Source organism: Psychroserpens sp. XS_ASV72 (assembly GCF_041224425.1).
Classification (GTDB): domain Bacteria; phylum Bacteroidota; class Bacteroidia; order Flavobacteriales; family Flavobacteriaceae; genus Psychroserpens.
In genome coordinates this window covers 26,309-52,111 of the sequence record NZ_JBGFGL010000046.1, presented here as the reverse complement: position 1 = coordinate 52,111, position 25,803 = coordinate 26,309, and the positions used below count along the sequence as shown (strand labels likewise).

Sequence of the window (25,803 nt, the reverse complement as noted above, 5' to 3'; positions counted from 1 at the left end):
GATCTCAATCGGTAATCTTGTCAAGGAGGAATCTGACTGTGTCCAGATTCCCTCATGGGGATTTTTAAGTGATGTCCTGACCATTATTGGGTTCCGAAACCCTCTGGGAAGACCAGAAGACTGGTTTATTGCCTACAACGTCTTCGTGTATGGTTTGTTGCGGAATTTCAGCCGATCGCCTTTGCGTTCGGATGAGCCGCTTGCGGCGAAAATTCCGTTGGAAAGAAAGGCGAGCGGCTGAGCTCGGACTTTTCTTTCCTATTTATGTTTTTTTAAATGTAAGAAAAAATCATCTACTTAGCCAGCTTACCGCAATGAACTATACACGTTGTTGCCCACAGTATTACTTTCAGTTCAGTTTTATAATGGTATCAGTTGGTACTACATTATCTGCTCTGGATTCATATTTATCAAATATGATTATTAGTTGGCTATCGTTCTTTTTATCGTAATTTATTGAATGAATGTATGTGTCATCGTACAAATTTATATTGGTCAACTTTTGTTCAATAATCCAAAAATGTTTTTCGGTTATTTCCAAGGGACAACACGGTCCCATAAATCCTTGAAAATTTTCATATACAGTAAAGTTTTGATGTTCGGATAAAATTTTATTCGGATAAATAGGGTAGAGAAATACTGGGCTAATCAAAGCCAATAATATTCCGCCAAATAGCCAAAAAATCAAGGTCAAGATTGGCGTGATAAAATAGTAACCGTAATAAATTCCAATTCGATTGAAAGGTCTTAGATTCCACAAAAATAGAACGAATCCGCTTATAAATATCAGAACGGTTACAACGTAAGCCAATTTGTAATTCAGGCTGAATTCAACCGTTACTTTTGAAATCCAATTTAAAATCCCAATACCTAAAAAAAGGAAATGTAACTTCGTCAGTATATTATTATTTTGAGATTTGGTCATATTGTGGGCAACGGTTTTGTGTAAGCGTCAGTAACGGGAAAATGCGCGAGTATTTTCCACTGACGTACGAAAGATAGCAAAAACGAGTTGAATTTCCGATTAGGAAATTCAGCCGTTATTGCGCTTACACGTTGTTGGCAACTGGCTTTTTTTCATATTTAAAGACTCTCTATTGATTTCAATAATTTTGCTTTTTTTCTTTTTTCAGTTTCCAATGAATCTTCAATTTGGTCGTTCCTTTCTTGTTTTCTTTTGTCGTATTCAGAAACCGACATATATGTTGCATTTATTGAGTAAATTGATTTTAAACTGACTGTTCTTAATTTTGAATTAGTTTCAATAAATTTAGATTCGTCCAGCCATTTATTAAAGGAATCGTTAAAAATACTACTCTGATAATTGCGTAAGGCTTGACTCTGTTCTAAATTATAACTATAACTCTTATCTTCATATTTCACTTGGTCAATAACGATAACAAGACTGTCTTTATTTATTACAATAGGGTTTTCAGGAAGTATATAGGTTGGTCTTGATGGTAAAAATGTTTCTTTCTCAATTCGCTCATTATTTTTTATAAATGAACTTTTATCATTGAAAGCGTCGTTTAGAAATACCAACTTGTTATTCTCATCAGTATAAGACATTTTTGGTGCATAATTCGGATTGTTTTCGACATATTCATAATCTGTCTCTGTTTTCTGTAGCAAAAGTGGAAGTCCATATTTTTCTCTATAGAGGTCATATAAACAATTTGGAAAAGTAGCTAAATTATAAAGTTTTATACTTACTAATTTAGGTTCTTTTGAATTATCAAAACGAGCATACATTTCAGAATAACAATGTTCTCTAACTAAAAATCTTATAGGATTAGAAATATTGTTATAATTTCCCAATAATACTTTTTCTTCGTTTAAAATATTGACGACCTTTTGAAATTCATTTTCAGTCATTCCTGACCAAAATTTTAAAAATAATTTTGGTTCTTTTTTGAGTTTTTCTTCAAATGTTGATTTTGAAATTGTGGTCTTGAATTGTGTATTATTTATTTTTGGTGTTATATCATTCTTTTTTTCGTTTTTGCAACTTTGCAAAAAAGGAAGTATTAAGATTATAATAAAAATTTTAGGTCGAAGCATATAAATATTATCTTAAAGTGATTTCGCAAGATGTAATTGGCGATTCAAAGTTTTGTATTTGTGTCCAAATGTTTTTTGCTTCTGTAACTGTTAAAGTTCCAAAAACTTTAAAGTTAGTAATGTCATTTTTTAACTCAACAATAAATCCAAATGATTTATAAGAATTGATAAAATCACTTTCTACATTATTAATAAATCTAATAATATAAGTATCAGAGCCATTAAAGTATTCCTTTGATACTGTAGCAGAACGATTTGCAATTCTAATATTGAAAAATTCTTGTTTGAGTACTTTTCCTTTCATTTTGTGGTTTTTCAGCTTGTTGCCAACGTGATTGTGTATGATTTGTGCGAATGAAAACGGCAAGTTTTCAGATGAAACAAATCATTTTGTTAAAGGTAGTCTTTTTTCTATGAAAATAAAAAGTGAGCATTAATTATACACGTTGTTACCTACTGTAGTGCAAGACGAACCATTGTTAAATCACAGACCAAAGCAGATTATCCAATAAGCAACCGAAAGAGAATGCTAGCCACGACTTAGCTGAGAAACCCAAGAAACCGTTGCATTAGATGACAGAAAAAGAACACAGTAGCATTTAGGTTGCCCAAAGCGATAAACACGAACACCTTTTTTGGAAATAGAACAAATCCGAACGCTAGCGAGCATTTGGCAGATAAATCAATTTTCAGTTAGATGTAATATTTATTTTGTTTGATAAAATTCTATATAAATTGAAGTATTCATTTTTCATAGGAAGATTCATTTAAGCCACAGCAAATATAGAAAAGCCACAGAAGCGTTAAGTTCTCCAAAAAAGGAAATAGGGAAGAAGTAGAAAAGAAACCTCTAACGATAAAAGTTAGTAACTCAAATATGAAGTAAAGTAATCATCACGAAAATTGCACTATTGTTGGTAACGTGTTTGTGTATGATTAGTGGCGTGTTTAAGCACCTAATTTAGCAAATAAAAACCGAATAGAAAATCCGCGAGGATTTTCGTAAGTAGGCGAGAACCAGCCATTAATTATACACGGTGTTGTGCTTTCGTTATTTTTTATTTTTCAATTCTGTGTCTATATGTTGTATTATTTTATTTTGTATATCGTAAAGAGTAGTAGCTCGCTTGACAAGGAAACCTGTGTTCAGGCTTCTTAAATAGACGTAATTTTCAAAGATGTCACTTGATAAAATTTTCTGTCGGTCTTTGTCAAAAGCACTTTTATTGGGTTCAAGTAATTCATTTTTGAAATTTTTATATTGATAATTTTCAATTAAAAATTCATCCAATTGTTGCGTTTGGCTATCATCGATAATTTTAATGCTATACTTATAATAATCATAATTTAGTTTCCAATCGGCAACATAGTTTTTAAGTATATCATCAACAAGCATTAATTTTTCCGACGATGCTATGTCAGTAGATGGATTGAATGCCGGTATGTATATCATAGAAAACATCAGCGAATCCAATTTGCTTTTTTCAATTTCTTTTGGGTTAGGTCGCACCAACTCCGATAATTCATCAACACTCTCCTTTACAAATTTGTGCTGTTCAATCTTAATTTTCAGTTCGTTTTGGTTTCGTGAAAACTCATCTCGCATTTGTAGAAGCACTTTATTGGTCTCCTTTTCTAATTTGTTGTTTTCGTTCCAATTATTTATTGAAAGCGCAATTAAAATACCAATTACAACAAGTATTATTTCGCCAATTGCATAAGTCAGATATTTTCCAAACTTATTTTCAGTCAGCAAGTTTTGTCTAATTTTTCTAAAATATTTTATCATTGGTTAGCGGTTTCTGGTAATGAAGCACAACGGTTTGTGTATGAATAGTAGCGGATTTAACACACTAACTTTTCGGTTTTTAACTTAACTGTAAAGATAAAAAAGTAACTTCGGATAAGCACTAAAACCGCTATTATTTATACACGTTGTTACCCAACGTATTTTTATTTTTGCCTTTTTATTTGCATATTTACAAATTATTAGTCAAATTTGCAACAAGACAAATCTATTATTATGTCAGATTGGAATGATAAAGTCAAACGTTTATTAAAGTCAGAATTGGTTCGTAGAGGGATTTCAAATTCAGACTTGGCAAATATGCTTGAACAAATAGGAATTGAAGAAACTAAATCGAGTATCGATAGTAAAATCAGTCGAGGTTCATTTAGTGCAGCCTTTTTTCTACAATGCTTAACAGTAATTGGATGCGAAAAGATAGAAATTGAAGAATACGAAAGTCAATTGGCAATTGCGGCTGAACCTCAAGTCGATTATAACCTAAAAAAACAATAAAATGCAGAAAGTAAAATTCATAGATTTATTCGCTGGTCTTGGTGGAATTAGATTAGGTTTTGAAAAGTCATTTCAAGATTTAGGTTTTGAAACAGAATGTGTAATGACTTCTGAAATTAAGCCTTACGCAGTTGAAACTTTATCTAAAAACTTTAATCACGATTATTTTGTAGGCGATATTTTTCAAGTTGATAATAAGCAAATTCCTGATTTTGATTTTCTATTGGGTGGATTTCCTTGTCAACCGTTTAGTGCTGGTGGGAAACGTCAAGGATTTGTAGATACAAGAGGAACATTGTTTTTTGAAATTGAAAGAATATTGAGAGATAAAAAGCCTTATGGTTTTATTTTAGAGAATGTGGAAGGACTTGTAAAACACGATTTAGAAAACAAAAATGATGAAATTGGAAGAACCTTATCTACGATTCTTTACAAGCTTGAAAACGAATTAGGTTATGAAGTTTCTTGGGAAGTTTTAGACTCCATTGATTTTGGATTACCTCAATCACGAAAAAGAATATTTATTGTAGGAACAAAAGATAAAAAGCCAAATTTAAAAACCGAAGCTAAAAGCTTTAAATCTTTAAAGACCATATTGGAAAATGGTCTTGAAACAATGAATACTGATTTAACAAAAAAGCTTTTATCCCATTTTGAAATAGAGGATTTGTATGGTAAATCTATTAAAGATAAAAGAGGCGGAAATAACAATATTCATAGTTGGGATATTGGAATTAAAGGCGAAGTTTCTGATGAACAGATTATTTTATTAAATAAATTATTTAAAGAAAGACGGAAAAAGCATTGGGCTGAAAAAATTGGTATTGATTGGATGGATGGAATGCCTTTAAATCTTGAGCAAATTTCAACATTCTATCATTCTCAAAATCTAGAAGAAATGTTGAATGATTTAGTTGAGAAAGGATATTTAAGATTTGAACATCCTAAAAAACTGGTTCGAGAGATTACAGAAAATGGTGAGAAGAAATATCGAGATTACGACACGACAAAACCTAAAGGCTACAATATTGTTACTGGAAAATTAAGTTTTGAAATCAATAAAATTCTTGACCCAAATGATATTGCTCCTACACTAGTAGCAACTGATGTTTCGAGGTTAGCTGTTCCTGATAATGGTGGATTAAGAAGATTAACTATAAGAGAAGGTTTAAGACTGTTTGGCTATCCTGAATGGTACGAAATACCTGTAAAAGAAACTGAAGCTTTTGACTTATTAGGTAATACGGTTGCAGTACCTGTTGTAGAGCACGTTGCAAAAGAGGTTGCCGAGATTTATGAGAGTAAATTGGTTTATTCCACTGTTAAAGAAACTCCTGTATGTTCTTGATAGTTTTTTAAGACGTTTCTTAACCAATGCCCATTTGTATGTCTTGTCTGTGGATATTGGTATCTCGTATTGTTTAAAGCGGATAAAAACTCTTCTTTGCTATTAAATGGTTTAAATTTAGCTCTGTCGGAATACCAAATACTTGGTCTAATGTTGTAAATAACACTTTTCTTTTCTTGAACTTTTAAAGGATAAGTACTGCTTGGACAAGCTAATTCCCAAATCTTTTTTAGCCAAACATTTTTGATACTTATAACTCCATTATTCATTTGATAAGCCAAAATCAAATAGTCAGAATCTATTCGGTAAGCGTTATCTAAAAGCGAGTTACAATAAGAATCAAAGTTAGCTAAATCAAATCCTGGACCTCTATCGAAATCAAAAGATTTGACTTCTAAAAGCCCTTTTTTATGGTCGTCTTTATCAAGCAGAAAGTCTGGAAATGTTTGAGAGTTTGTGTTTTCTTCAAAGTCAATTTGTTCTTTCTGAAACCAAGCCTTTAACCATTCTTGAAGTAAATTCCCAACGGTGTCTTTTGTTTGTATTAAAATGCTTAAATCCTTAACTGTGAATTTAATATTTCCTGTTTCTCCGATTAATTTATAGTCTACAACAAGTTTTTTATAGAGTTGTTCCGCTGTGAATTTCATTCAAATTTATTGGTTTTTCTTAATTTTCAAAGATAGAAAAATTTATCTCGGAATCTAGGTTTTATATGTTGGGTAACGCCCCCTGTATGGTGTGTTGTGGTTTTGATAAAGATACTATTTCAGTTTAGCACTTAGCATAAATCGCTTTGCGGTTTTGTAACTTTGCCTTTTTATAAAATCCGCAAGCGGATTTTGCGACCTTCAAATAGCTACTCAATTTGCTTAACCACCTTGCCCACAATGCACTATACAGATTGTTGTGGTTAGTGATTTTTTATTTATTCATATATCTAATCGCCCCATTAATCGCTTGATAAATTTCCATTGACTTATTGTGTTTTATTAAAATGGGATTTCCACTCGACTTATAAATCATAAGTCCATTGGAGAAAGGCTCTAAGTCAACAATTGCTGAATGCCTAATGGTCAAAGTTTTTTGAGAAGCTTTAAAGAGCACTCTTTTAGTTGTGATATTTAAAGTGCCGATCCCTTTACTTACCCGTTTAGTTTCTTTACTTGAGCTAAAATTATAAGAACCTACGCTGTAACTTAATCCTTTAGCAATTCTTATTCTTGCTCTTGGACCGGAATAACTAACTCTCGTAGTAACTTCTTTTTGCTCAAATATTTCAGCAATTTCAGTTCTAAATAAACAGACTTCATTTTTAGTCATTATAAAATCTGGAGTTATTTCTCCAAAAATGCCATTATCAAGCTCCCAATTTTTCATATAAAAACCGAAGTCAATTTTAATAGCTTCTTTTGATTGATATTTTTCTATTCCTAATTCAGTTGCTTTTGATATAAGGCTATCAACCTCTTGTGGGTCTAAAGCTTCATCTTCAAGATATTTGTCCACATATGTTGAAAAATATATTTGGTCTAATGACTCATCAAAATTTTCAGGAATCATACCAAGTCCATCGTGTAAATACTTTCTTATTTCTTCTTTTTCTTCTAACCCTTTGTTAGATAGTTGGTCATATAAAAACTCTTGAATTTTATCTCCTATATCTATTGGTTTAATATTTAAAGTTGGAAAAATCACATTAACATAATGCTTCGATTTTGCTGATGCAGAAGGATATTCCTGTAAATATTTGTCAAGTCCATCAAGTGCTTTCTTGGTAAATTTTGAATTATATTTTTTATCAAACTTTTTCGAACTCATAAAGAGTAGAGTAAGAAAGTCAATAAAACCAATGAAGAAAGGAATCAATGTCCAACAAAATAGCAGATAAAAAATTCCTTTAGCAGTTTTTCCGAGGTAGAATTGATGGGCTCCAAAACCTCCGAGAAATAATGCAAATATTACTGCTGCTGATTTTTCTTTCATTGTTTTTTAGTTTGGGTACATTAACCACAACTGGTTATATGCATACTAATATAACACTTTTTGGGAGTCATATTCCGGATATGTGAAGTTTTGACTGTTCTTTTTCAGAAGCCATCATCTGTTTAACAGCAATGTCTAACGGACTCTTAATGGCCAACAAATCCCTTTGGGCAACATGCGTGTAGATCATCGTAGTCTCTGGTTTGGCGTGACCTAAAAGCTCTTGTATGTAACGTAAATCTATACCATTTTCCAATAAATGGGTAGCATAACTATGCCGCAAAGTGTGCGGTGTAACTCGCTTTCTTATACCTGCACGCTTGCAAGATTGCTTTAAAAAATGCCTAACACTGCTGGCATTATAACGCTTGTGGTCCAAACCTTCAACAAAGTACTTTTTAGGCATGTAAGTGTTGACATAATTGTGTAAAAGCGGTAAAAAGCTTTCGGCAATAATCACATAACGGTCTTTCCTGCCTTTGGCATTTTTGATCAAAACTTGTCTTCTGCCTATATCTATATGCTGTAATTCTAAATTGATCAACTCACTAATGCGCAATCCACACGAATAAACCAAGGCTATGATCGCTCTATGCTTTAGGTTTTTGGTTACGCGAATCAAATTGATGATATCTTCCTTTGATAGTACTGTCGGTAATTTTCGATCCTTTTTTGGGCGTTCCAATTCCAAACTATCGTAAGCCACTTCTGGACAAAAACTCTTGAATAATTTTAAGGCACTTACCAATTGTCGTTGCGTGCTAATCGAATAACCTCTTTTCAAAAAAACATTCTCAACATAATGTTCCACTTCTCTAAAAGTCAATTCGTGAAGATCTTTGTTGGTATGATGCTTTAAGAAATCGGAAACCAAAAACGTATAACTTTCTACGGTACTTTCACTGTAGCGCTTTCCCTTTAAATACTTTTTATAGAGTTGTACTAAGGTTTCTTGTTTTTTGGTTAGTGAGCCTTTTGCGGGATTTATAGACTCATTTATACGATTTTCTACGTTGTGATTTTTTAATGTGGTTTTAATACGTCTAAGCATGTTTTCTGAATACGGAACATACCAACATTTAAGTGAAGTGCTCCAGCGTCGTCTCGGAAGGGTTTTTACCAAATCAATGAGTTTCTGATCATATCTGAAACTGATTAGAACAACTTGTTCCTTATTGTGGGTTTTTTTAAGTAAAGTAATTTTTGTTGAAGGCATAGCGATATAATTTCATATTAAACCAATGGATTAATATAGAAAATAATCTATAACTATGCAATTAAAGTAGATTGGAATTTTTTCTTTGGAAAAAAAGCAGGTCTATTCGTTGTAATAATAGAAGCAAAGCAATGTAATGTTGTTATCAATGTCTTCATTCTGAAGCAAGTAAACTGTCAATTCAAAAGAACAATTTGAATTGGCATCAATTTCTAGGCAAGAGGTAGCTGAAGCCGTATTAGAGGTGCCAATGGTTATAATGCTTCCATGCTCCTTTACCACAAATCGAGGTTCTCCAATAACTGAAAAATCATTGCTGTTTATGAGGTTTGCTGATATATGGTAACCTTTTTCATTCGGATTATCAAACGACGTGATACTGAAATTATCGTAGGTGACACCAGCAACTCCAGGAAACGGATTTAATTCACAAGGGTTTGTGTTTTCAGAACTTGAATCATCATCATTTGAGTTGCAACCAAATGCCAAACAACCAATGAGCAGAAAAAATACAAACCTTAAAATCATTTACTTTGTTGGTTCAAAATTTAATAAATCATCAATGGTATTCACGGTAACCGAATGGTAATTTTGACGTGATTTCCTGTAAATCTCCAAAGCAGCTTCCACCTTGTCATTACGTTTAAACGCCTTAAAAAGGGTTTCTACATACCAACGTCTGCCAACGCTTATTAAAAATTCTTCAATCTTGGCATCAACACCATTTCCATGGTAATCCTTGTCAATAGCTTTTTCAAACCAAACCATGGCAATATGCGAATTAGTAGCATTGCTCAAGTCAAAAGCCTGATCTAATCGAGCCATCTCATCGGCAGCCATATCTTTAGGGAAATTTCTAATGAAGTGAACCCATTCTAAAGTGGTCCAATCTTCTGTTAGCGATTTGTCTATAGGGTCGTTATTTAGATATCTATTTAAAACCTTCTCAGCATTACTGAATTTATCTGAAGCAATGATTGCTTGGTTTGAAGGAACGCCTGGTTGATAAATCCATTCGTCAACATTGAAATCCACAGCATTTGGCTCTAGAAGATTTGTCTTGAGATATGTTACAAAATCCTCAGTAGTAAGTGTTGAAAAGGCATGTGCTTCAAAATAGTTTTTCAAAAAGGCATCAAAAGTTTCACGACCGACTTTTTCTTCTAAAGTACGCAAAAACAGATAGCCTTTGTCATAGGCAATGCTATTCATACCATCATCTGGATTCTTGCCTGTAAGATCCAATTTCAGTTTTGTGGCTTCAGGTTCATCCTTAAAACTATCTAATTCCTCATCTAAATCCTGACGACCAATCAAGGCAATCATATTCGCTCTGTCTTTTCCGTAAAGGGCTTCCATGATTCTGATTTCAAAATAAACCGTAAAGCCTTCATTCAACCAGAAGTCGTTCCAAGTAGCATTGGTGACCAAGTTTCCAGACCATGAGTGAGCCAATTCATGAGCAATCAATGAGGTTAAACTTCGGTCACCAGCAATAACGGTTGGCGTGAGGAAGGTTAATCTCGGATTTTCCATGCCTCCAAAAGGAAAGCTAGGAGGTAAGACGATGACATCAAATTGATCCCAATCGTAATCGCCATACAAGTTTTCAGCAGCTTTGACCATGTTTTCCATATCGCCAAATTCATAATGGGCTTTCTCAAGCATTGAAGGTTCGGCATACACACCTGTGCGTTCGCTCACAGCTTTGTATGCAATATCTCCAACAGCAAGTGCCATTAAATAAGGAGGAATCGGCTGCTCCATTTTGAAACTGTAAATGCCTTCTGAATTTTTTTCTTTCGGATTTTCAGCACTCATCACAGCCATCAAATCTTTAGGAACTTGAACTGTGGCATCGTAAGTAATTCTAATCTGCGGACTGTCTTGAATAGGAATCCAAGTACGAGTTAAAATGGCTTGGCCTTGAGTAAATAAAAAGGGATGGATTTTGTCAGCGGTTTGTTGCGGATTTAACCATTGAAGAGCTTCTGTTTTTTCAGTAGTGTTGTAAGTGATCCCAATTGTTTTGGTGTCGTCATTGATTTTTATGGTTAGTGGCTGACCAAGATTTTCGTCAAAGTCGCCTAAGGAAAATTCGGTTGGTTTGCCATCAGCAGTTACTGATTTAATTTCTAAAAATTTGGAATCCAGAACGATTTCCGAAGCATTGTTATTCTCAATATCATAAGTGGCTGTCCCGCTTATAATTTCAGTATCAAAATCAACTTTTATATTTAAGTCTAAATGCTTGATTACCGATTCATTAGGTTGTGCAAATGAATGTAATTCTTTAGCATATTTTTGAGCTTCAATTTGGGTTTCTTTTTTAACTTCAGACTGACAACTCAAGTTCAAAACCATAAGTATTATTGAGATATAAAAAATAGATTTAGAAAGATTCATAAGGTAGTTTTATTTGTCGTTATATACTTGTCCGCGATGAGGTCTTAAAGCATCTCTAATGGGTTTCATGTCGAATTCATCAACAACCATAAAGGCGATGGCATGCAGCTCATTCAAAGCTTCAAAATCAGTGATGGTTACGTTTAGTTTTTCAAGCGAAATATACGTTTTTAAATGGCTAATGTGATGCTCTGCGGTTTTTAGAGCATCTGGTCCATGGAAATCCCAAATTAATTTCAATTTACGCATTGGCAACTGAAGTTCCGTGTTCTGCAAAATTTTTGAAATCGGTCATGTATTTCAAGGATTGCTTTTTGAAGGCATTTGGCATCAGGAAAATCATAACACGCATGGTGAAACTTAAAGGAATAAATTCATTTTTTGAAATCCATTTGGTATGGCCTTCCTCAGTTTCCGAAAAGTAATTCTCTTGGTGGTTGTTCATGCTTTTGGTATTGTAGCTGGCATGAAATTCATGAGGAAAGTTGCTTTTGGTAATGGTTTCAATGATTTCCATTTTGCGCTTCCCAAAATTGTAGGTCAGCTTTAGCTTAGAGCCTAACTCTCCTGGATCTCCAGATAGATGCTCTGCAGACTGCAATCCACGTTGCCAATGTTTCATGTTTTCGATGTTGTTCATTTTATTAACGAACACATCAAGTGGTACTTTAACTATGATTTCAGTAGTGTAAAGCATTTCGAGGGATTAAATTTTGCGTGATAAATATAGGGTTTTTTCCAAAACAAAATGGCGACTGCATTTGTTTCAGTCGCCATTTTAGGTGATTGGTTATTTATTTCGGTTTAATGAACGATAACCTTTAAAGTTTTCTTAAAATTAGAACCTTCAACAGCCACCATATAGATTTGGTTCGAACTTAAACCAAGTGGAAGTTTAAAGTTATCTGATTGACTTGCAGTACTGACCGTTTTGATGGTTTTTCCTGTAATATCATAAACATTGATGTTGAGGTTTCCTGTGTAATTGTTGATAAGTAAAGTGTTGTCAGCAACTTTTATGGAATTGTTAGTGTCAAACTCTGCATTACTTAAAGTGTCTCCATATTCAAAAAAAGACATAAACATTAAGTCGTTGCCACCAACATTTCCACCAGCAATATCAGAACCAAAAGACTCATCAGAAGTAAATCCGTTATTGGCATTTAGATAAATGGCAACAAATTTAAATCCGTCAGAAGAGGTTAAACCAAGTTCAGACCAGTCCACATCAAAAGTGAAAGAAGCATCGTTGGCATCACTTAAAGTAGAATTCAAAGCCGTTTGGTAAGGTAATTCATCATTGCCTACTGGACCACTTGCAGGAATAGACCAAAGTCCGCCAAAATTAACATCAATAGCCATGGCATAATCAGGTTCAAAACCCGTTGGAAATGTTAATACTGAAGCATTGTCACCTGCACTTGAGATGGCTCTTCTTAAAGGATCTTGTTGGTCGTTCACATCACTATCAATAGCAGCGCGACCACCAGGAGCTGTATCAAGATAAATCACCATGGCATCAAAAAAACCAGCACTTCCTTTGGTTACTTGAAAAGTAATGGTAGTTCCATCGTCATCGATGCTTAAGGATCCTGTTCCGATGACACCTCCAAAGCCAGAATTGCCATTGCCGCTGTACATAGATTGGGCAAAACCAATACTGGTTAAAAAGCAAAATAAAATTATAAAGTAGTTTTTCATCATAAAAATTGTATTAGGATTCTCTCAAAACTAAGGGATTACAAGCATAATTAAAATTTATCGCTACAACTACAACGTTTTCGTGTTAATAAATCTTCATATATGCGTAAGTAGCAATTTCGTTTTGTGCTTTTTAGCCATACTAAGCATCTTATGAATTCGTTAAGAATTTGGGTCTTGCTAAATATATGAATTGTGTTATTTTTGCTGAACTATGATTTGTTCATGTTGAACCCATTCAAAATTAATTACTTTCCAATGAAACAATTTATTTGTGCTTTAAGTCTTTGTTTTACGGTATTTGCCTCTGCACAGGTAAAACCTAATGACGTGTTGTTTACTGTTGATGATGAGCCTGTGTTGGCATCAGAATTCATAAGAGTTTACAAGAAAAACCTAGATTTGGTTAAGGATGAGTCGCAAAAGGACATCGATGCTTATTTAGATTTGTTCATCAACTACCAACTCAAGGTAAAGGAAGCTAAGCGTCTAAAATTAGATGAGGAGCCTAAGTACGTTCGTGAGTTCACCAATTATAAAAATCAGCTCGTCAAAAATTACCTTACCGACAACAAGGTAACTGATGTCTTGGTTGAAGAAGCATACCAACGTTCTACTGAAGATGTTAAAGCTTCCCATATTTTAATTAGACTAGACGAAAATGTAACCGATACCACAGCAGTTTATAACCGACTTTTAGATTTAAGGGCTCGTGTGTTGGATGAAGGCTTTGAAAAAGTTCAAAAGGAGGTTCATGATGGTAAAGAAGTTTTTGCTGAAAATTTAGGGTATTTCTCAACCTTCAAAATGGTGTACCCTTTTGAAACGGCAGCCTATAATACCAAAGTAGGAGAGATATCAAAGCCGTTTAGAACGCGTTTCGGATTTCATATCGTAAAGGTTGAAGATAAGCGTCCCTCGTTGGGAGAAGTCACTGTAGCACATATTATGGTTGCTCTAAAGCAAAAGGATAGTTTGTTGAATCCAGAAAAGCGTATCAATGAAATTTATAAGAAATTGCAGCAAGGTGAAGCATTTGAGTCGTTGGCAAAGCAGTTCTCAGATGATAAAAGCTCTTCTAATAAAGGCGGAAGATTATCAGCCTTTACTGGCGGACAACTAAGTTCGCCTGAGTTTGAAGAAGTGGCCTTCAGCTTATCTGAAGACAAGCCAATTTCAAAACCGTTCAAAACAGAATTCGGATGGCATATCGTTAAATTTATTGATAAAAAAGGCATCCAGCCATTTGAAGAGGTGAAGCCCTTATTGGAGAGTAAGGTAAGAAGAGATTCACGTTCGAAACTCATTCAATCGGCTCAAGCTGAAAAACTCAAGAAATCTTATAATGTGGTAGATAATGAGCAAGCTCTAAAATACTTTGAAAGCATCATTACAGACGATTATTTTAAACGCGCTTGGGTGGTGCCAACCGATTTAGACAAAAGCAAAACCTTTTTAACTATTAAGGATAAAGTGTTGACCTATGATGACTTTGCTCAATATTTGTTTAGTAATCAGCGTAATTACGTTCAGAAGAAAATGAGTGCTGAATCGGTTGTAAGAGGTGTTTACAAAGCCTATCTGGAAGCCCAGTTGATGCAGTATCAAAAAGACAATCTTGAGAATGAAAACCAAGAATTCGCTAATGTCTTGAAAGAATATAGAGATGGTCTGTTGCTCTTCGACTTGATGGAAAAGGAAGTTTGGAATGCTGCCGCAAAGGATACGGTTGGTCTTAAGGCGTATTATGAAAAGCATAAAGAAAACTATATGTGGCAAGATCGTGTAGAAGGCATTATGTTTTCTTCTGCTAAGGAATCCGTTATAAAAGATGTAAAGAAGTCACTGGAAACAGGTGCTAAGGTGGACGATATTGAATCAAAATTCAATACTGAAAAAACACAGAATGTCATTGCGACCAAAGGAGTATTTCAAGTAGGAGATCAAAATTTGCCAACCGACTTTAAATTTGCGGAAGGTGTTTCTGATGTTTATGAACACCATAATGCTTTTCATGTAATAAAGGCCAATAAAATTTTACCTAAAGGACAGAAAACATTAGATGAGGCCAAAGGAAAAGTGATTAGTGATTATCAAAATCAAATTGAAACCGATTGGATCGAAACGCTTAACCAACGTTATAATGTGAAGATTAATGACAAGATTCTAAAGAAGGTTAAATCAGAAATATCCAATTAATTGATTCGAAACTATTTCATACTTTTTTTAGCTGCAGCATTGCTCTCTTCTTGCGATTTTTTCAAATCAACAGATGATAGAATTCCTATTGCAAGGGTGAATGATTCCTATCTCTATGAATCTGATATTGAAGGATTGGTAGCCGAAGGTGTTTCTGAAGAGGATAGTACATTATTGATCAATGGTTTCATCAATCGCTGGGCAACCCAATTATTGCTATTGGAAGGTGCAGAACGCAATTTACCTGAAGAGAACCAGAAAAATTTCGAACGCTTGGTCGATCAGTATAAAAAAGACCTTTACACGAAGGCTTACATGGAAGCTTTGGTGAAGAAAAGTATCGATAGTGATATCAGTATGGAAGAGGCTCAAGAGGTTTATGAAGCCAATAAGGAAACCTTTAAGCTGAATGAAGAGCTTATTCAGTTTCGGTACATAACCATTCCTAACAATGCCATTAATGCGGATGAGATTGAAACGCGATTTAAGCGCTTTGAAACTGAAGACAAACGTTATTTGGATTCTATTTCCGTACAGTTCAAATCGTACTCACTGAATGACTCACTTTGGATTCAAGTATCGCAGATTATGTCTAAAATTCCAGCCATTAATTCTGACAATAAAAAAGAACTGTTAAAAAAATCTAATTTTATACAGCTCAAAGATTCATTAGACCTATATTTGATGCAGATTAAAGACGTGTTGAATCAGAATGATATAGCACCTTTAAGCTACGTAAAACCTACGATTGACCAAATTATTATTAACAAGAGAAAATTGGAGCTCATCAAGAGGCTCGAAACAGATATTACCAAAGATGCGATTAAAAATAAACAGTTTGAAATTTATAAGTAGTTTAATGTTGCTGCTATTGCTTGGCGCTCATAATAGTATGGCTCAAGAAATCATTCAGGATGAAGTAGAAGAGCCTAAGAAAAAAATGGATTCTATCACAGCTAACGATCGTATGAAAATCGATGGTGTTGCAGCAGTAGTTGGTGACTTTGTTATTTTGGATTCTGACATCGATAAGGAATTCATTCAATTACAGGCAAGAGGTGTTTCCATTAAAGACATCACGCGTTGCCAGTTGTTTGGTAAACTACTTGAAGATAAACTGTATGCACATCACGCGATTCAAGATAGTATTCCTATCAATGAGTTGGAAATCCGTTCCAATATTGAGCAACAAATCTCTGCGTTTTTGGAAACCAAAGGCGGCACCATGGAGGAGTTGTTGCAATTCTACAACAAGGATAGTGAACAGAGCTTGAGAGACGAAATGTTTGAGCTTAATAAAAATGCGAAGTTGGCTTCAGATATGCAACGTAAAATCGTGAACGATATCGAAGTGACTCCTGAAGAGGTTAGAGAGTATTTCAACAGCATTCCTGAAGACGAACGACCAACTTTTGGTACCGAATTGAAAGTAGCTCAAATTGTGGTGATTCCAGAGATTTTAGAGGAAGAAAAACAACGCGTTATTGATAAGTTAAAAGAGTTTAAAGCAGATGTTATTGAAAATGGAGCAAGCTTTACAACCAAAGCGGTATTCTATTCTGATGATATTGCTTCCAGAAAAGATGGTGGAAAATACGTGCTGAATAAAAAGCGTCCGCGAATGGTGAAAGAGTTTAGAGATGTGGCATTTTCACTTCAAGAAGGAGAAATTTCAGATCCTTTTGAAACCGATTTTGGTTACCATATTGTGTATCTTGAAAAAATTAGAGGTCAGGAATACGATGTCAGACATATCTTATTGCGTCCTAAAGTTACTGAAGAAGCCAAAATGAAAGCTAAGGAAAAGATCAATATGGTTAGAGAACGTATTGTTGCTGGCGATATTAGTTTTGCAGAGGCGGCTAAAGAGTTTAGTGACGAAAAGGAAACCAAGTTTGATGGCGGACAATTAATTAATCCGTATACGCAAGATTTTAGCTTTGAGTTAACTAAGATGGATCCAGAGCTTTACGGACAAATACAGGATTTGGAAGACAATGAGGTGAGTTTGGTATTATTGGATCAAGACCGTATCAACGAAGTGAAATACAAGCTCTTGACTGTTACTGATAGAATTGACGAACACGAAGCCAATTTTGCAAAAGATTATCTGAAAATCAAAAACCTTGCACTTCAAGACAAGCAGATTGAAGAAATTTCAAAATGGCAAGAAGAGAAAATCATGGATACTTACATTAAAATCAATGGTGAGTATAGAGATTGTGAGTTCACTAGTAACTGGTTAAAAAAAGAACGATAGAATATGTCTGACGTAGCAGCAATTGAACAATTTGTAAAAAAATATAACGCCCTTAAAACGGAAGTCGCCAAAGTAATTGTTGGTCAGGAAGACGTGGTAAATCAAATATTGATTTCCATTTTTTCTGGTGGACATTCACTTTTGATCGGTGTTCCAGGATTGGCGAAAACCTTAATGGTCAATACAATTGCTCAAGCGTTAGGATTAGATTTCAAACGTATTCAGTTTACACCAGACTTGATGCCAAGTGATATTCTTGGAAGTGAGATATTAGATGAAAACAGACATTTTAAGTTCATTAAAGGGCCTATTTTCGCTAATATTATTTTAGCTGACGAGATTAACAGAACACCTCCAAAAACGCAAGCAGCTTTATTGGAAGCGATGCAGGAACGTGTGGTTACGGTTGCAGGTCATCAGTACAAATTGAATTTGCCTTATTTCGTGTTGGCGACACAAAACCCAATTGAACAAGAAGGAACCTATCCGTTACCAGAAGCACAATTGGATAGATTTATGTTTGCCATCAACTTAAAGTATCCATCTTTTGAAGAAGAGGTACAAGTCGTAAAATCTACAACAGCTGATGTCAATGCCACTGTAAATGCTTTGTTTACTGCGGAAGAAATTATAGGATACCAAAATGTCATTCGTCGTATTCCTGTGGCAGATAATGTGATTGAATATGCCGTAACCATTGTTGGTAAAACAAGGCCAAATGCCGAAACAGCTTCAGATATGGTTAAGGAGTTCATTGATTGGGGAGCAGGACCAAGAGCGTCACAAAACTTAATTCTAGCGGCTAAAACACATGCAGCGATCAACGGAAAGTTTTCTCCAGATATGGAAGATGTCCAAGCTGTAGCCCAAGGTATTTTACGTCACAGAATTATTAAGAACTACAAAGCCGAAGCCGAAGGCATCACAGACGAGCAAATTATCAAAAGTTTGTTTTAATGAAATCTCACATTCCAGCAATCGTAATAGCTATGTTAGGAGTATTGGCTATCATTCTGGGAGCCTTATTCAAAATTCAACATTGGCCATATGGAAGTTTGATTCTGACCATTGGATTGTCATTAGAGGTAATTGTAGCCTTGTATTTTATATGGCTTGCCGTTTTTCAGAATAATAATTCTGACTAGTTCAGAAATCTGTTGAGGTCTTTTTTCAATCGGCTAAGATCATCTTGAACCAAAACATTATAAAAGCCTCTAATATTTTGATCCTCGTCTACAAGCGCGACATAACTACTGTGGTAAAAATCTGTTCCGTCTTCATTAGGTCTGAAATTGGTCATGAATTGTTTGGCTTGAGCTTTGGTCTGTTCTTCGGAAGCTCTTAAAAACTGCCATTGATTATTAGAAACTCCAGTGGCTTCAGCATAAGCTTTTAAGACTTCAGCTGTATCGCTTTTGGGATCGATGGTGTGGGATATCAATAGAAAATTTTCGGTTTCTAAAACATTTTTGGCGATATCAATAAGTGCATTTCGCATTGGCGGACAAATACTTGGGCATCGCGTAAAAAAGAAGTTGGCTAGAACAATTTTTCCTTGAATGTTTTGCGTTGTAAAATCTTGACCTAATTGATTTTTGAAAACACCTTCTTCGTAAGAGATGGTATAGTATTCCTTATCTCCTGAGTTATTGATGGTATAACTTAAAATAGGAAGCTGCTCTTCAGAGGACTTGCAACCTAAACTAAGCGATATTATGGCAATTAGGAACCATCGCATTACTTGATGGTTTTATAGGATTTCAGTTTTTCATCCATTTCCTTGTCATATAAAAACAGGAACATACTTGCCATCATGTCTTGATTCACATATGTGGTGTTGTTGGTTTTTAGAACCAATTCGTAATCTTGGTCTGGATATAGCATGATGCCTTCTTCGGTTGAAAAATAAGACACCGATTTTAAGCCAATCTTGTCTTTATAGTTTTCAGCAAGAGCCGTAAATAAAGTAGAGTCTTTGGTTTTGTTTCTTAAGGAAAGTGATTCGGCAAATGGATGTAAATGAGTTGCGGCAGCATGCAAGGTAGTGCTATCCTTTAAATGTAATTGTTCGGTAATATCATAGCTGTAAGTAGCTTTTCCTGGAAAGATAACCCAATGCCCAGAAAGTGATGTTCCATCAGCATTCACATAACTATGGTTTTTGGTTTCCACAGGCAAGCACATGTTTGGATTGTTATCTGTCGGACCTTCAAAAGGATTGTCAGAATCATAAGGCAACATGATAAAAGTGGTCTTGCTCATGAGTGGTTTGAGGTCATTGTCAAATTCTTTAAATCCGATAGTGACACCATGCTTTATAGTAAAAGGATCGCCAACAATATTGTGATTTAAGGATTGAGTAGACAAGAACAAGTTTTCATCCGTGAAAACCGGAAAACCAAATCCCTTAGGGAATTCATAAGCTTCAATACCATGGCTCATGGAAGTGAGTCGAGGATATTGTTCTCCAATTCGATGGCTGAGGTTCCATTTTGAATAATGTTCGCCATCATAAAAATCGATATTGGTGTGGCAAATGTAATCGTTGGAAAGCTGATCGACTTCATTGGTGCTTAATGACTTGGTTTGAAAGGACGTGATATATATCAAATCACTTCTGCTGTCATCCAAACGAAACGAACGGGTAACTTTCGGGCCTTCCATAGATTTGTAGATATTGTCAATTACTAACGTTGGTGTTACTAACCTGATGGCTGTATCAGAAGGTTCAATATTCCAACGTTCATCAACAATACCTAAACCATGATATATTTTGGTTTTAATGATGGCTCTGTGACGATTGGGAAGCTTTAAATAGTAGAGTCCGCCAACAATCGTTAGTAAAACCATGAACAACGTGATATATTTTAGTATTTTGGTCTTCATTTTATCTGCGTCCTAAACAAAACTAAGGCTTTTTTTGATGCGAATAGATTATGAAAAACGAATTTTTGGATTAGACATCATGAGGGCTACGGCCATTCTGATGGTGATGTGTTCGCATATTTTGTGGATTGTTCCTGAAATGAGAGGAGTCACTCGAAAATTGTTCAGTATCTACGGAATTTTAGGAGTTGATATCTTTTTTGTCCTTAGTGGGTTTCTTATTGGAAGAATCCTTTACCGAATGTACATCAACAAAGACTTCACTTTTAAGGAGGTACGTTATTTTTGGGTCAGACGCTGGTTTCGAACCTTACCAAATTATTACCTCACTTTAATTATAAACATTGCTGTTGCCGTTTATATAGGCAATGAACTTCCTGATGCGCTATGGAAGTATGGTTTTTTTCTTCATAATTTCAGTACTCAATTACCATGGTTTTATCCAGAATCATGGAGCTTGTCTATAGAAGAGTTTGCTTATATTATAGGTCCATTGTTATTATATCTAATCTTGTTTTTAAGACGAAATGCACCTCGTTCACGCCTGTTTTTACAAGTGACCTTATTTATTTTAGCGCTCTTCTTGGTCACAAAATTATGGTATAATTACCATCAAGAGATTAGGCACATGCGTCATTGGACTTTAAATGTCAAGTCGATTGTTATTTATAGGATTGACGCCATATATTATGGTGTGTTAGCGGCTTACATTTCAGAAGTTAAACCACTATTGTGGAATAAAATAAAGCATGGAGCCTTTGCAATTGGTCTTTTTGTATTGATAGCCATGAATTTTCTAATTCCGATAAAAGGCTGGTTTATTACTGAATATCCTGCATTTTGGAATGTCTGGTATTTTTTGATTAAATCTATTGCCATCGCATTAACTTTACCATTATTAAGCCAAATACGATCTGCTAAAAAGTGGATTGTCGTGCCAATTACATACATCAGTATTTTGTCGTATGCTATATATGTGCTGCATTATTCGATTATCATGCAGTTGATGAAGCATTTTATTCCTTCTGAAGCAATGGCAGGATTTGATTTGGTGGTTTATATAACGGTTTATGTACTGATTTCATTTGTAGCTGCCTATTTGATGTATCGTCTGTATGAAAAACCTATGACAGATTTAAGGGATTTACCCTCAATAAAGAATAAATATAAATAAGATAAAATTGTTAATTTATTATTTTATTAAACAAATAATTATCAAATACTTAATTTTTTGTTGAAAAAACACACATCTATTGATTTATATTCAGTGTTTAACAGTTTTTATTACATATTTTTAAATCTGCATACAATTTTGTAATTTTGCAGTCCTTGAAATAAGGAAAAAACAAAATATTCACCTTTAATTTATACATATGGCATTTGATATTGACATGATAAAAAAGGTTTATGCAAATATGGCTGAGCGTGTAGATGCAGCTCGTGATATTGTAGGTAAACCACTAACACTTTCTGAAAAGATTTTATACTCACACCTTTGGGATGGTAAGCCAACTAAGGCTTATACTCGAGGTAAGGATTATGTGGAATTTGCTCCAGATCGCGTAGCATGTCAAGATGCCACAGCACAAATGGCCTTATTGCAATTTATGCAAGCAGGTAAGGATAAGTCTGCAGTACCAACTACAGTGCATTGTGATCACTTGATTCAAGCGAAGGTTGGAGCAACTCAAGATTTACAGCACGCTATGAATACCAGTAATGAGGTGTTTAACTTTTTGGAATCTGTATCGAATAAATATGGTATCGGATTTTGGAAACCTGGAGCTGGGATTATTCACCAAGTTGTGTTAGAAAACTATGCATTTCCTGGTGGAATGATGATTGGAACAGATTCACATACTGTGAATGCTGGCGGATTAGGAATGGTAGCCATTGGCGTTGGTGGTGCTGATGCTGTAGATGTCATGGCTGGAATGGCATGGGAATTGAAATTTCCTAAATTGATTGGTGTGAGATTAACAGGAAAATTATCTGGTTGGACGGCACCAAAAGATGTGATTCTGAAAGTTGCCAAAATTCTTACCGTTAAAGGTGGAACTGGTGCCATTGTAGAATATTTTGGTCCAGGTGCCGAGTCTATGTCATGTACAGGTAAGGGAACCATTTGTAATATGGGAGCTGAAATTGGTGCCACAACATCAACATTCGGTTATGACGATTCTATGGAGCGCTATTTGAAAGCTACAGATCGCGAAGATGTGGCTGCGGAAGCAAATAAAATCAGAAAATATTTAACTGCCGATCCAGAGGTTTATGCAAATCCTGAGCAATATTTCGATCAGGTTATCGATATCAATCTTTCTGAACTCGGACCGTTATTAAACGGACCGTTTACACCAGATTTATCGACAAATGTTGGTTCAGAAATGACTGAAAAGGCAAAGGCTAATGATTGGCCAATTAAAGTTGAATGGGGATTGATTGGGTCTTGTACCAATTCGTCTTACGAAGATTTATCTCGTGCCTCTTCAATCGCGCAACAAGCCTTGGATAAGAATTTAAAAACCAAAGCAGAATTTGGGATTAATCCAGGTTCTGAGCAAGTACGCTACACCGCAGAACGCGACGGTATTCTTCAAGTGTTTGAAAAACTGGATGCTAAAATATTTACGAATGCTTGCGGACCATGTATTGGGCAATGGGCTCGTTATGAAGATCCAAAAAATGCACCAAAGAACAGTATCGTACATTCCTTCAATAGAAACTTTGCTAAGCGTGCCGATGGTAATCCAAATACACACGCTTTTGTGGCATCACCAGAACTAACGGCTGCAATTGCGATTGCTGGTCGATTAGATTTCAATCCGATGACAGACAAGTTAATCAACGAAAATGGAGAAGAAGTGATGTTAGATGAGCCAACAGGATGGGAATTGCCACCTAAAGGTTTTGAAGTTAAAGACAATGGTTACTTAGCTCCAATGAAAGATGGAAGTGGTGTTGAAGTGAAAGTTGCCGATGACTCTGAGCGACTTCAATTGCTTACACCTTTTGAGCCAATTGGTGATTCTATTACTGGTGCTAAACTGTTAATCAAAGCCTTTGGAAAATGTACAACAGACCATATCAGTATGGCTGGACCTTGGTTACGTTTCCGTGGACATTTAGATAATATTGCAAACAACACATTGATTGGTGCTGTGAATGCTTTCAATAAGAAAACAAATTTTGTGAAGAACCAATTGACTGGTGAATATGGTGGTGTTCCAGATACAGCTAGAGCTTACAAAGCAGCTGGAATTCGTTCTGTAGTTGTTGGAGACCATAACTATGGAGAAGGTTCCTCTCGTGAGCATGCAGCGATGCAACCTCGTCATTTAGGAGTGGCAGCAGTTATTGTGAAATCTTTTGCACGTATCCACGAAACCAATCTTAAGAAGCAAGGGATGCTAGGGTTGACTTTTGCCAATGAAAATGATTACGATTTGATTCAAGAGGATGATACGTTTAACTTCTTAGACTTAAATGAATTTGCTCCAGACAAACCATTGACTATTGAAGTGGTTCATACTGATGGAAGTAAAGATACGATTAAGGTGAATCATACCTATAACCAAGCACAAATTAATTGGTATAAGGAAGGTTCAGCATTGAACTTGATCAAAAAAGAAAACGCAGCGTAAATAAACATTGCATATATTTTAAAAAGAGCTCTTGGAAAACCAAGGGCTTTTTTTTTGTAAGGTTCGAAAGTTATAAGCGACTGTTCAAAAACTAACAATCAAGCTTTTCTATGCAATCTATTTGGTTTTTTGACGATGTCAATCTCTTTAAAGTGCTTTGTCCGCACAAATTCAAGGCCTATAAACAAGCCCATGATTTCGATGCCTACAAAAAAAAGGATTATATCTATTTTGAGCAGGATGCTGCAAATAAAGTATACCTTATTGAACGCGGTAAGGTAAAAATAGGTTACTATAACAACAATGGTGACGAAATCGTAAAAGCCATTTTGTCTAAAGGAGAACTCTTTGGAGAGAAAGCCATTTTAGGTGCTCGTAAACGTGATGAGTTTGCACAGTCTATTGATAATAACACATCTATTTGCCCAGTTGGTGTCACCACCATGCATGAATTAATGCGCGATAATCAATCCTTTAGTTTTAAGGTGTACAAGTTTATCGGATTTAAGTTTAAAAAGTTGGAGCGACGACTTCAGCTCCTTTTGTTTAAAGATACTAAGACACGACTTATTGAATTTCTGGATGAGCTTTGTACAGATTATGGTTATGAATGTCCAAAGAATGGCGATCATGTGATCAAACATCCCTACACCCAGAAAGATATTGCTTCCCTAATTGGAACGTCTAGACCAACATTAAATATTCTCCTCAATGAATTGAAAGAGGAAAACTACTTGGATTTTAATCGGAAAGAAATCAGAATTTTGAAAAAAATCGCTTAGTGTTAGCTAGCTAACATTTTATGCGAATCATGACCTTTAATTTTGAACATAATCTTAAAATTAAAATGTTATGATAAAACGAATTTTTTTTTCAATGTTAAGCCTGTCATTACTATTAGCATCTTGTAGTAGCGATGATGACAGTACAAATCAACCAAACATGTCTACCTTAACTCTTAATTTGTCCGGATTGGAGGCTTTGGGTTCAGACTTTGTTTATGAAGGTTGGATTATAGTTGACGGTTCACCTGTGTCAACTGGAACCTTTTCTAGTGTTAACTTTCCACAGGACTTTTCAGTAAATAGGGCTCAGCTAAACAATGCTTCCATGTTTGTGTTGTCAATTGAACCGGCTGTCGATCCAGATCCTGCACCTGCAGATACAAAAGTTTTGGCTGGAAGTTTTTCAGGAGATACGGCTGCTGTGGATGCCTCAATTGTTGGTGATTTCAGTAATGCCGCAGGAGGTTTCTTTTTAAGAACGCCAACCGATGAAATGGGAATGAACAATGGTAATGATCAGTATGGTGTTTGGTTCGGAACGCCTGGCATGCCACCAGTTCCTAATTTTGTGCTGCCAACCTTACCTGAAGGTTGGACTTATGAAGGTTGGGTTGTTGGAGACTCAGGACCATTAACCACAGGAACCTTTAATGTGTTCGATATGGCAGATACAAGTGCGCCATTTAGTGAAACCATGCAACCTGGTCCGCCAGTGCCTGGAGAAGATTTCTTTTTGAATGCACCAGCTGGAGAAACATTTCCTTTGGATATCAGAAATCGAACAGTCGTGATATCTGTAGAACCTGTTCCAGATAATTCACCAATGCCATTTGCTATCAAGCCATTGGTTGGAACCGCTGGAACTGAAACAGCTCCAACGATGCATAGCTTTATGCCGAATTTAAGCTCCTTGCCTTCAGGATCAGTTAGTCGATAAACCTTTTGATTATAAAAGGCTATTTTGTTAGTTTTAGAGCATGGTGTCAAATTAAGATGCCATGCTTTATTG

At 35.2% G+C, this 25,803-nt stretch carries 26 protein-coding genes; 12 read left to right on the top strand and 14 right to left on the bottom strand.

Annotation, left to right across the window (positions count from 1 at the left end):
• A partial coding sequence (locus AB9K26_RS00590; RefSeq protein ID WP_369970605.1) for a hypothetical protein occupies window positions 1–241 on the top strand: 241 nt, incomplete at its 5' end.
• Window positions 242–349: 108 nt separating this feature from the next.
• On the opposite strand, the gene AB9K26_RS00585 is transcribed toward AB9K26_RS00590, so the two are convergent.
• The 4 genes from AB9K26_RS00585 to AB9K26_RS00570 form a co-directional block, all read right to left on the bottom strand.
• On the bottom strand, window positions 350–925 hold the full coding sequence (locus AB9K26_RS00585) for a hypothetical protein (RefSeq protein ID WP_369970604.1): 576 nt from the start codon (window positions 923–925) through the stop codon (window positions 350–352).
• A gap of 158 nt (window positions 926–1,083) precedes the next feature.
• Window positions 1,084–2,061: a hypothetical protein gene (locus AB9K26_RS00580; protein ID WP_369970603.1), complete on the bottom strand. Its 978-nt coding sequence runs from the start codon at window positions 2,059–2,061 to the stop codon at window positions 1,084–1,086.
• 7 nt (window positions 2,062–2,068) lie between these two features.
• Complete coding sequence (locus tag AB9K26_RS00575) at window positions 2,069–2,365, bottom strand: hypothetical protein (protein ID WP_369970602.1); 297 nt, start codon at window positions 2,363–2,365, stop codon at window positions 2,069–2,071.
• A 747-nt stretch (window positions 2,366–3,112) separates the two neighbouring features.
• Window positions 3,113–3,850: a DUF6090 family protein gene (locus tag AB9K26_RS00570; protein ID WP_369970601.1), complete on the bottom strand. Its 738-nt coding sequence runs from the start codon at window positions 3,848–3,850 to the stop codon at window positions 3,113–3,115.
• A gap of 234 nt (window positions 3,851–4,084) precedes the next feature.
• Here AB9K26_RS00570 and AB9K26_RS00565 point away from each other — a divergent pair, with 234 nt between their 5' ends.
• Window positions 4,085–4,363 carry a DUF6471 domain-containing protein gene (locus tag AB9K26_RS00565; protein ID WP_369970600.1) on the top strand — a complete coding sequence of 93 codons (279 nt, stop codon included), beginning with the start codon at window positions 4,085–4,087 and terminating at the stop codon, window positions 4,361–4,363.
• Window position 4,364: 1 nt separating this feature from the next.
• Window positions 4,365–5,711 carry a DNA (cytosine-5-)-methyltransferase gene (dcm, locus tag AB9K26_RS00560; RefSeq protein WP_369970599.1) on the top strand — a complete coding sequence of 449 codons (1,347 nt, stop codon included), beginning with the start codon at window positions 4,365–4,367 and terminating at the stop codon, window positions 5,709–5,711.
• Here dcm and AB9K26_RS00555 read toward each other — a convergent pair.
• From AB9K26_RS00555 to AB9K26_RS00520, 8 genes are all read right to left on the bottom strand, one after another.
• The gene (locus AB9K26_RS00555; protein WP_369970598.1) at window positions 5,675–6,361 is read right to left on the bottom strand and encodes an NgoBV family restriction endonuclease; all 687 of its coding nucleotides are present in this window, start codon (window positions 6,359–6,361) and stop codon (window positions 5,675–5,677) included. The genes dcm and AB9K26_RS00555 overlap by 37 nt on opposite strands.
• Window positions 6,362–6,635: 274 nt before the next feature.
• Window positions 6,636–7,697, bottom strand: a complete 1,062-nt coding sequence (locus AB9K26_RS00550; RefSeq protein WP_369970597.1) for a TM2 domain-containing protein — start codon at window positions 7,695–7,697, stop codon at window positions 6,636–6,638.
• Window positions 7,698–7,764: 67 nt separating this feature from the next.
• Window positions 7,765–8,913: a site-specific tyrosine recombinase/integron integrase gene (gene xerA, locus AB9K26_RS00545; protein ID WP_369970596.1), complete on the bottom strand. Its 1,149-nt coding sequence runs from the start codon at window positions 8,911–8,913 to the stop codon at window positions 7,765–7,767.
• Window positions 8,914–9,015: 102 nt separating this feature from the next.
• On the bottom strand, window positions 9,016–9,441 hold the full coding sequence (locus tag AB9K26_RS00540; RefSeq protein ID WP_369970595.1) for a hypothetical protein: 426 nt from the start codon (window positions 9,439–9,441) through the stop codon (window positions 9,016–9,018).
• The gene (locus AB9K26_RS00535; RefSeq protein ID WP_369970594.1) at window positions 9,442–11,319 is read right to left on the bottom strand and encodes a leukotriene A4 hydrolase C-terminal domain-containing protein; all 1,878 of its coding nucleotides are present in this window, start codon (window positions 11,317–11,319) and stop codon (window positions 9,442–9,444) included. It abuts the gene before it with no gap.
• Window positions 11,320–11,328: 9 nt separating this feature from the next.
• Window positions 11,329–11,568, bottom strand: a complete 240-nt coding sequence (locus AB9K26_RS00530) for a hypothetical protein (RefSeq protein ID WP_369970593.1) — start codon at window positions 11,566–11,568, stop codon at window positions 11,329–11,331.
• Window positions 11,561–12,016, bottom strand: coding sequence for an SRPBCC family protein (locus tag AB9K26_RS00525; protein WP_369970592.1), 456 nt, complete (start codon window positions 12,014–12,016; stop codon window positions 11,561–11,563). Before AB9K26_RS00525 ends, AB9K26_RS00530 begins: the two co-directional genes overlap by 8 nt.
• Window positions 12,017–12,123: 107 nt before the next feature.
• The gene (locus tag AB9K26_RS00520) at window positions 12,124–13,023 is read right to left on the bottom strand and encodes a T9SS type A sorting domain-containing protein (protein WP_369970591.1); all 900 of its coding nucleotides are present in this window, start codon (window positions 13,021–13,023) and stop codon (window positions 12,124–12,126) included.
• Window positions 13,024–13,278: 255 nt separating this feature from the next.
• Here AB9K26_RS00520 and AB9K26_RS00515 point away from each other — a divergent pair, with 255 nt between their 5' ends.
• Genes AB9K26_RS00515 through AB9K26_RS00495 form a run of 5 tightly spaced genes read left to right on the top strand, consistent with a single transcriptional unit; the run spans window position 13,279 to window position 18,624 of the window.
• Window positions 13,279–15,219, top strand: a complete 1,941-nt coding sequence (locus tag AB9K26_RS00515; protein WP_369970590.1) for a peptidylprolyl isomerase — start codon at window positions 13,279–13,281, stop codon at window positions 15,217–15,219.
• Window positions 15,220–16,074, top strand: a complete 855-nt coding sequence (locus AB9K26_RS00510) for a peptidyl-prolyl cis-trans isomerase (protein WP_369970589.1) — start codon at window positions 15,220–15,222, stop codon at window positions 16,072–16,074.
• Window positions 16,058–17,479: a peptidylprolyl isomerase gene (locus AB9K26_RS00505; RefSeq protein WP_369970588.1), complete on the top strand. Its 1,422-nt coding sequence runs from the start codon at window positions 16,058–16,060 to the stop codon at window positions 17,477–17,479. The genes AB9K26_RS00510 and AB9K26_RS00505 overlap by 17 nt, the downstream gene beginning before the upstream one ends.
• A gap of 3 nt (window positions 17,480–17,482) precedes the next feature.
• Window positions 17,483–18,436 (top strand): AAA family ATPase, encoded by a 954-nt coding sequence (locus tag AB9K26_RS00500; RefSeq protein ID WP_369970587.1) that lies wholly within the window; start codon window positions 17,483–17,485, stop codon window positions 18,434–18,436.
• Complete coding sequence (locus tag AB9K26_RS00495) at window positions 18,436–18,624, top strand: hypothetical protein (RefSeq protein WP_369970586.1); 189 nt, start codon at window positions 18,436–18,438, stop codon at window positions 18,622–18,624. Before AB9K26_RS00500 ends, AB9K26_RS00495 begins: the two co-directional genes overlap by 1 nt.
• Here AB9K26_RS00495 and AB9K26_RS00490 read toward each other — a convergent pair.
• Together AB9K26_RS00490 and AB9K26_RS00485 are read right to left on the bottom strand one after the other, a co-directional pair.
• A complete protein-coding gene (locus AB9K26_RS00490) occupies window positions 18,621–19,217 on the bottom strand; it encodes an SCO family protein (RefSeq protein ID WP_369970585.1) in 597 nt (198 codons plus the stop codon). The two genes, AB9K26_RS00495 and AB9K26_RS00490, sit on opposite strands and share 4 nt — an antisense overlap.
• Window positions 19,217–20,329, bottom strand: a complete 1,113-nt coding sequence (locus AB9K26_RS00485) for a hypothetical protein (RefSeq protein ID WP_369970584.1) — start codon at window positions 20,327–20,329, stop codon at window positions 19,217–19,219. The genes AB9K26_RS00490 and AB9K26_RS00485 overlap by 1 nt, the downstream gene beginning before the upstream one ends.
• 73 nt (window positions 20,330–20,402) lie before the next feature.
• Between AB9K26_RS00485 and AB9K26_RS00480 the strand changes: the two genes are divergently transcribed.
• The 4 genes from AB9K26_RS00480 (at window position 20,403) to AB9K26_RS00465 (ending at window position 25,731) form a co-directional block, all read left to right on the top strand.
• Window positions 20,403–21,539: an acyltransferase family protein gene (locus AB9K26_RS00480; protein ID WP_369970583.1), complete on the top strand. Its 1,137-nt coding sequence runs from the start codon at window positions 20,403–20,405 to the stop codon at window positions 21,537–21,539.
• A 199-nt stretch (window positions 21,540–21,738) separates the two neighbouring features.
• Window positions 21,739–24,009 (top strand): aconitate hydratase, encoded by a 2,271-nt coding sequence (locus AB9K26_RS00475; protein ID WP_369970582.1) that lies wholly within the window; start codon window positions 21,739–21,741, stop codon window positions 24,007–24,009.
• A gap of 110 nt (window positions 24,010–24,119) precedes the next feature.
• Window positions 24,120–24,791, top strand: a complete 672-nt coding sequence (locus AB9K26_RS00470) for a Crp/Fnr family transcriptional regulator (protein WP_369970581.1) — start codon at window positions 24,120–24,122, stop codon at window positions 24,789–24,791.
• 70 nt (window positions 24,792–24,861) lie between these two features.
• On the top strand, window positions 24,862–25,731 hold the full coding sequence (locus AB9K26_RS00465) for a hypothetical protein (RefSeq protein WP_369970580.1): 870 nt from the start codon (window positions 24,862–24,864) through the stop codon (window positions 25,729–25,731).
• Window positions 25,732–25,803: the final 72 nt, after the last annotated feature.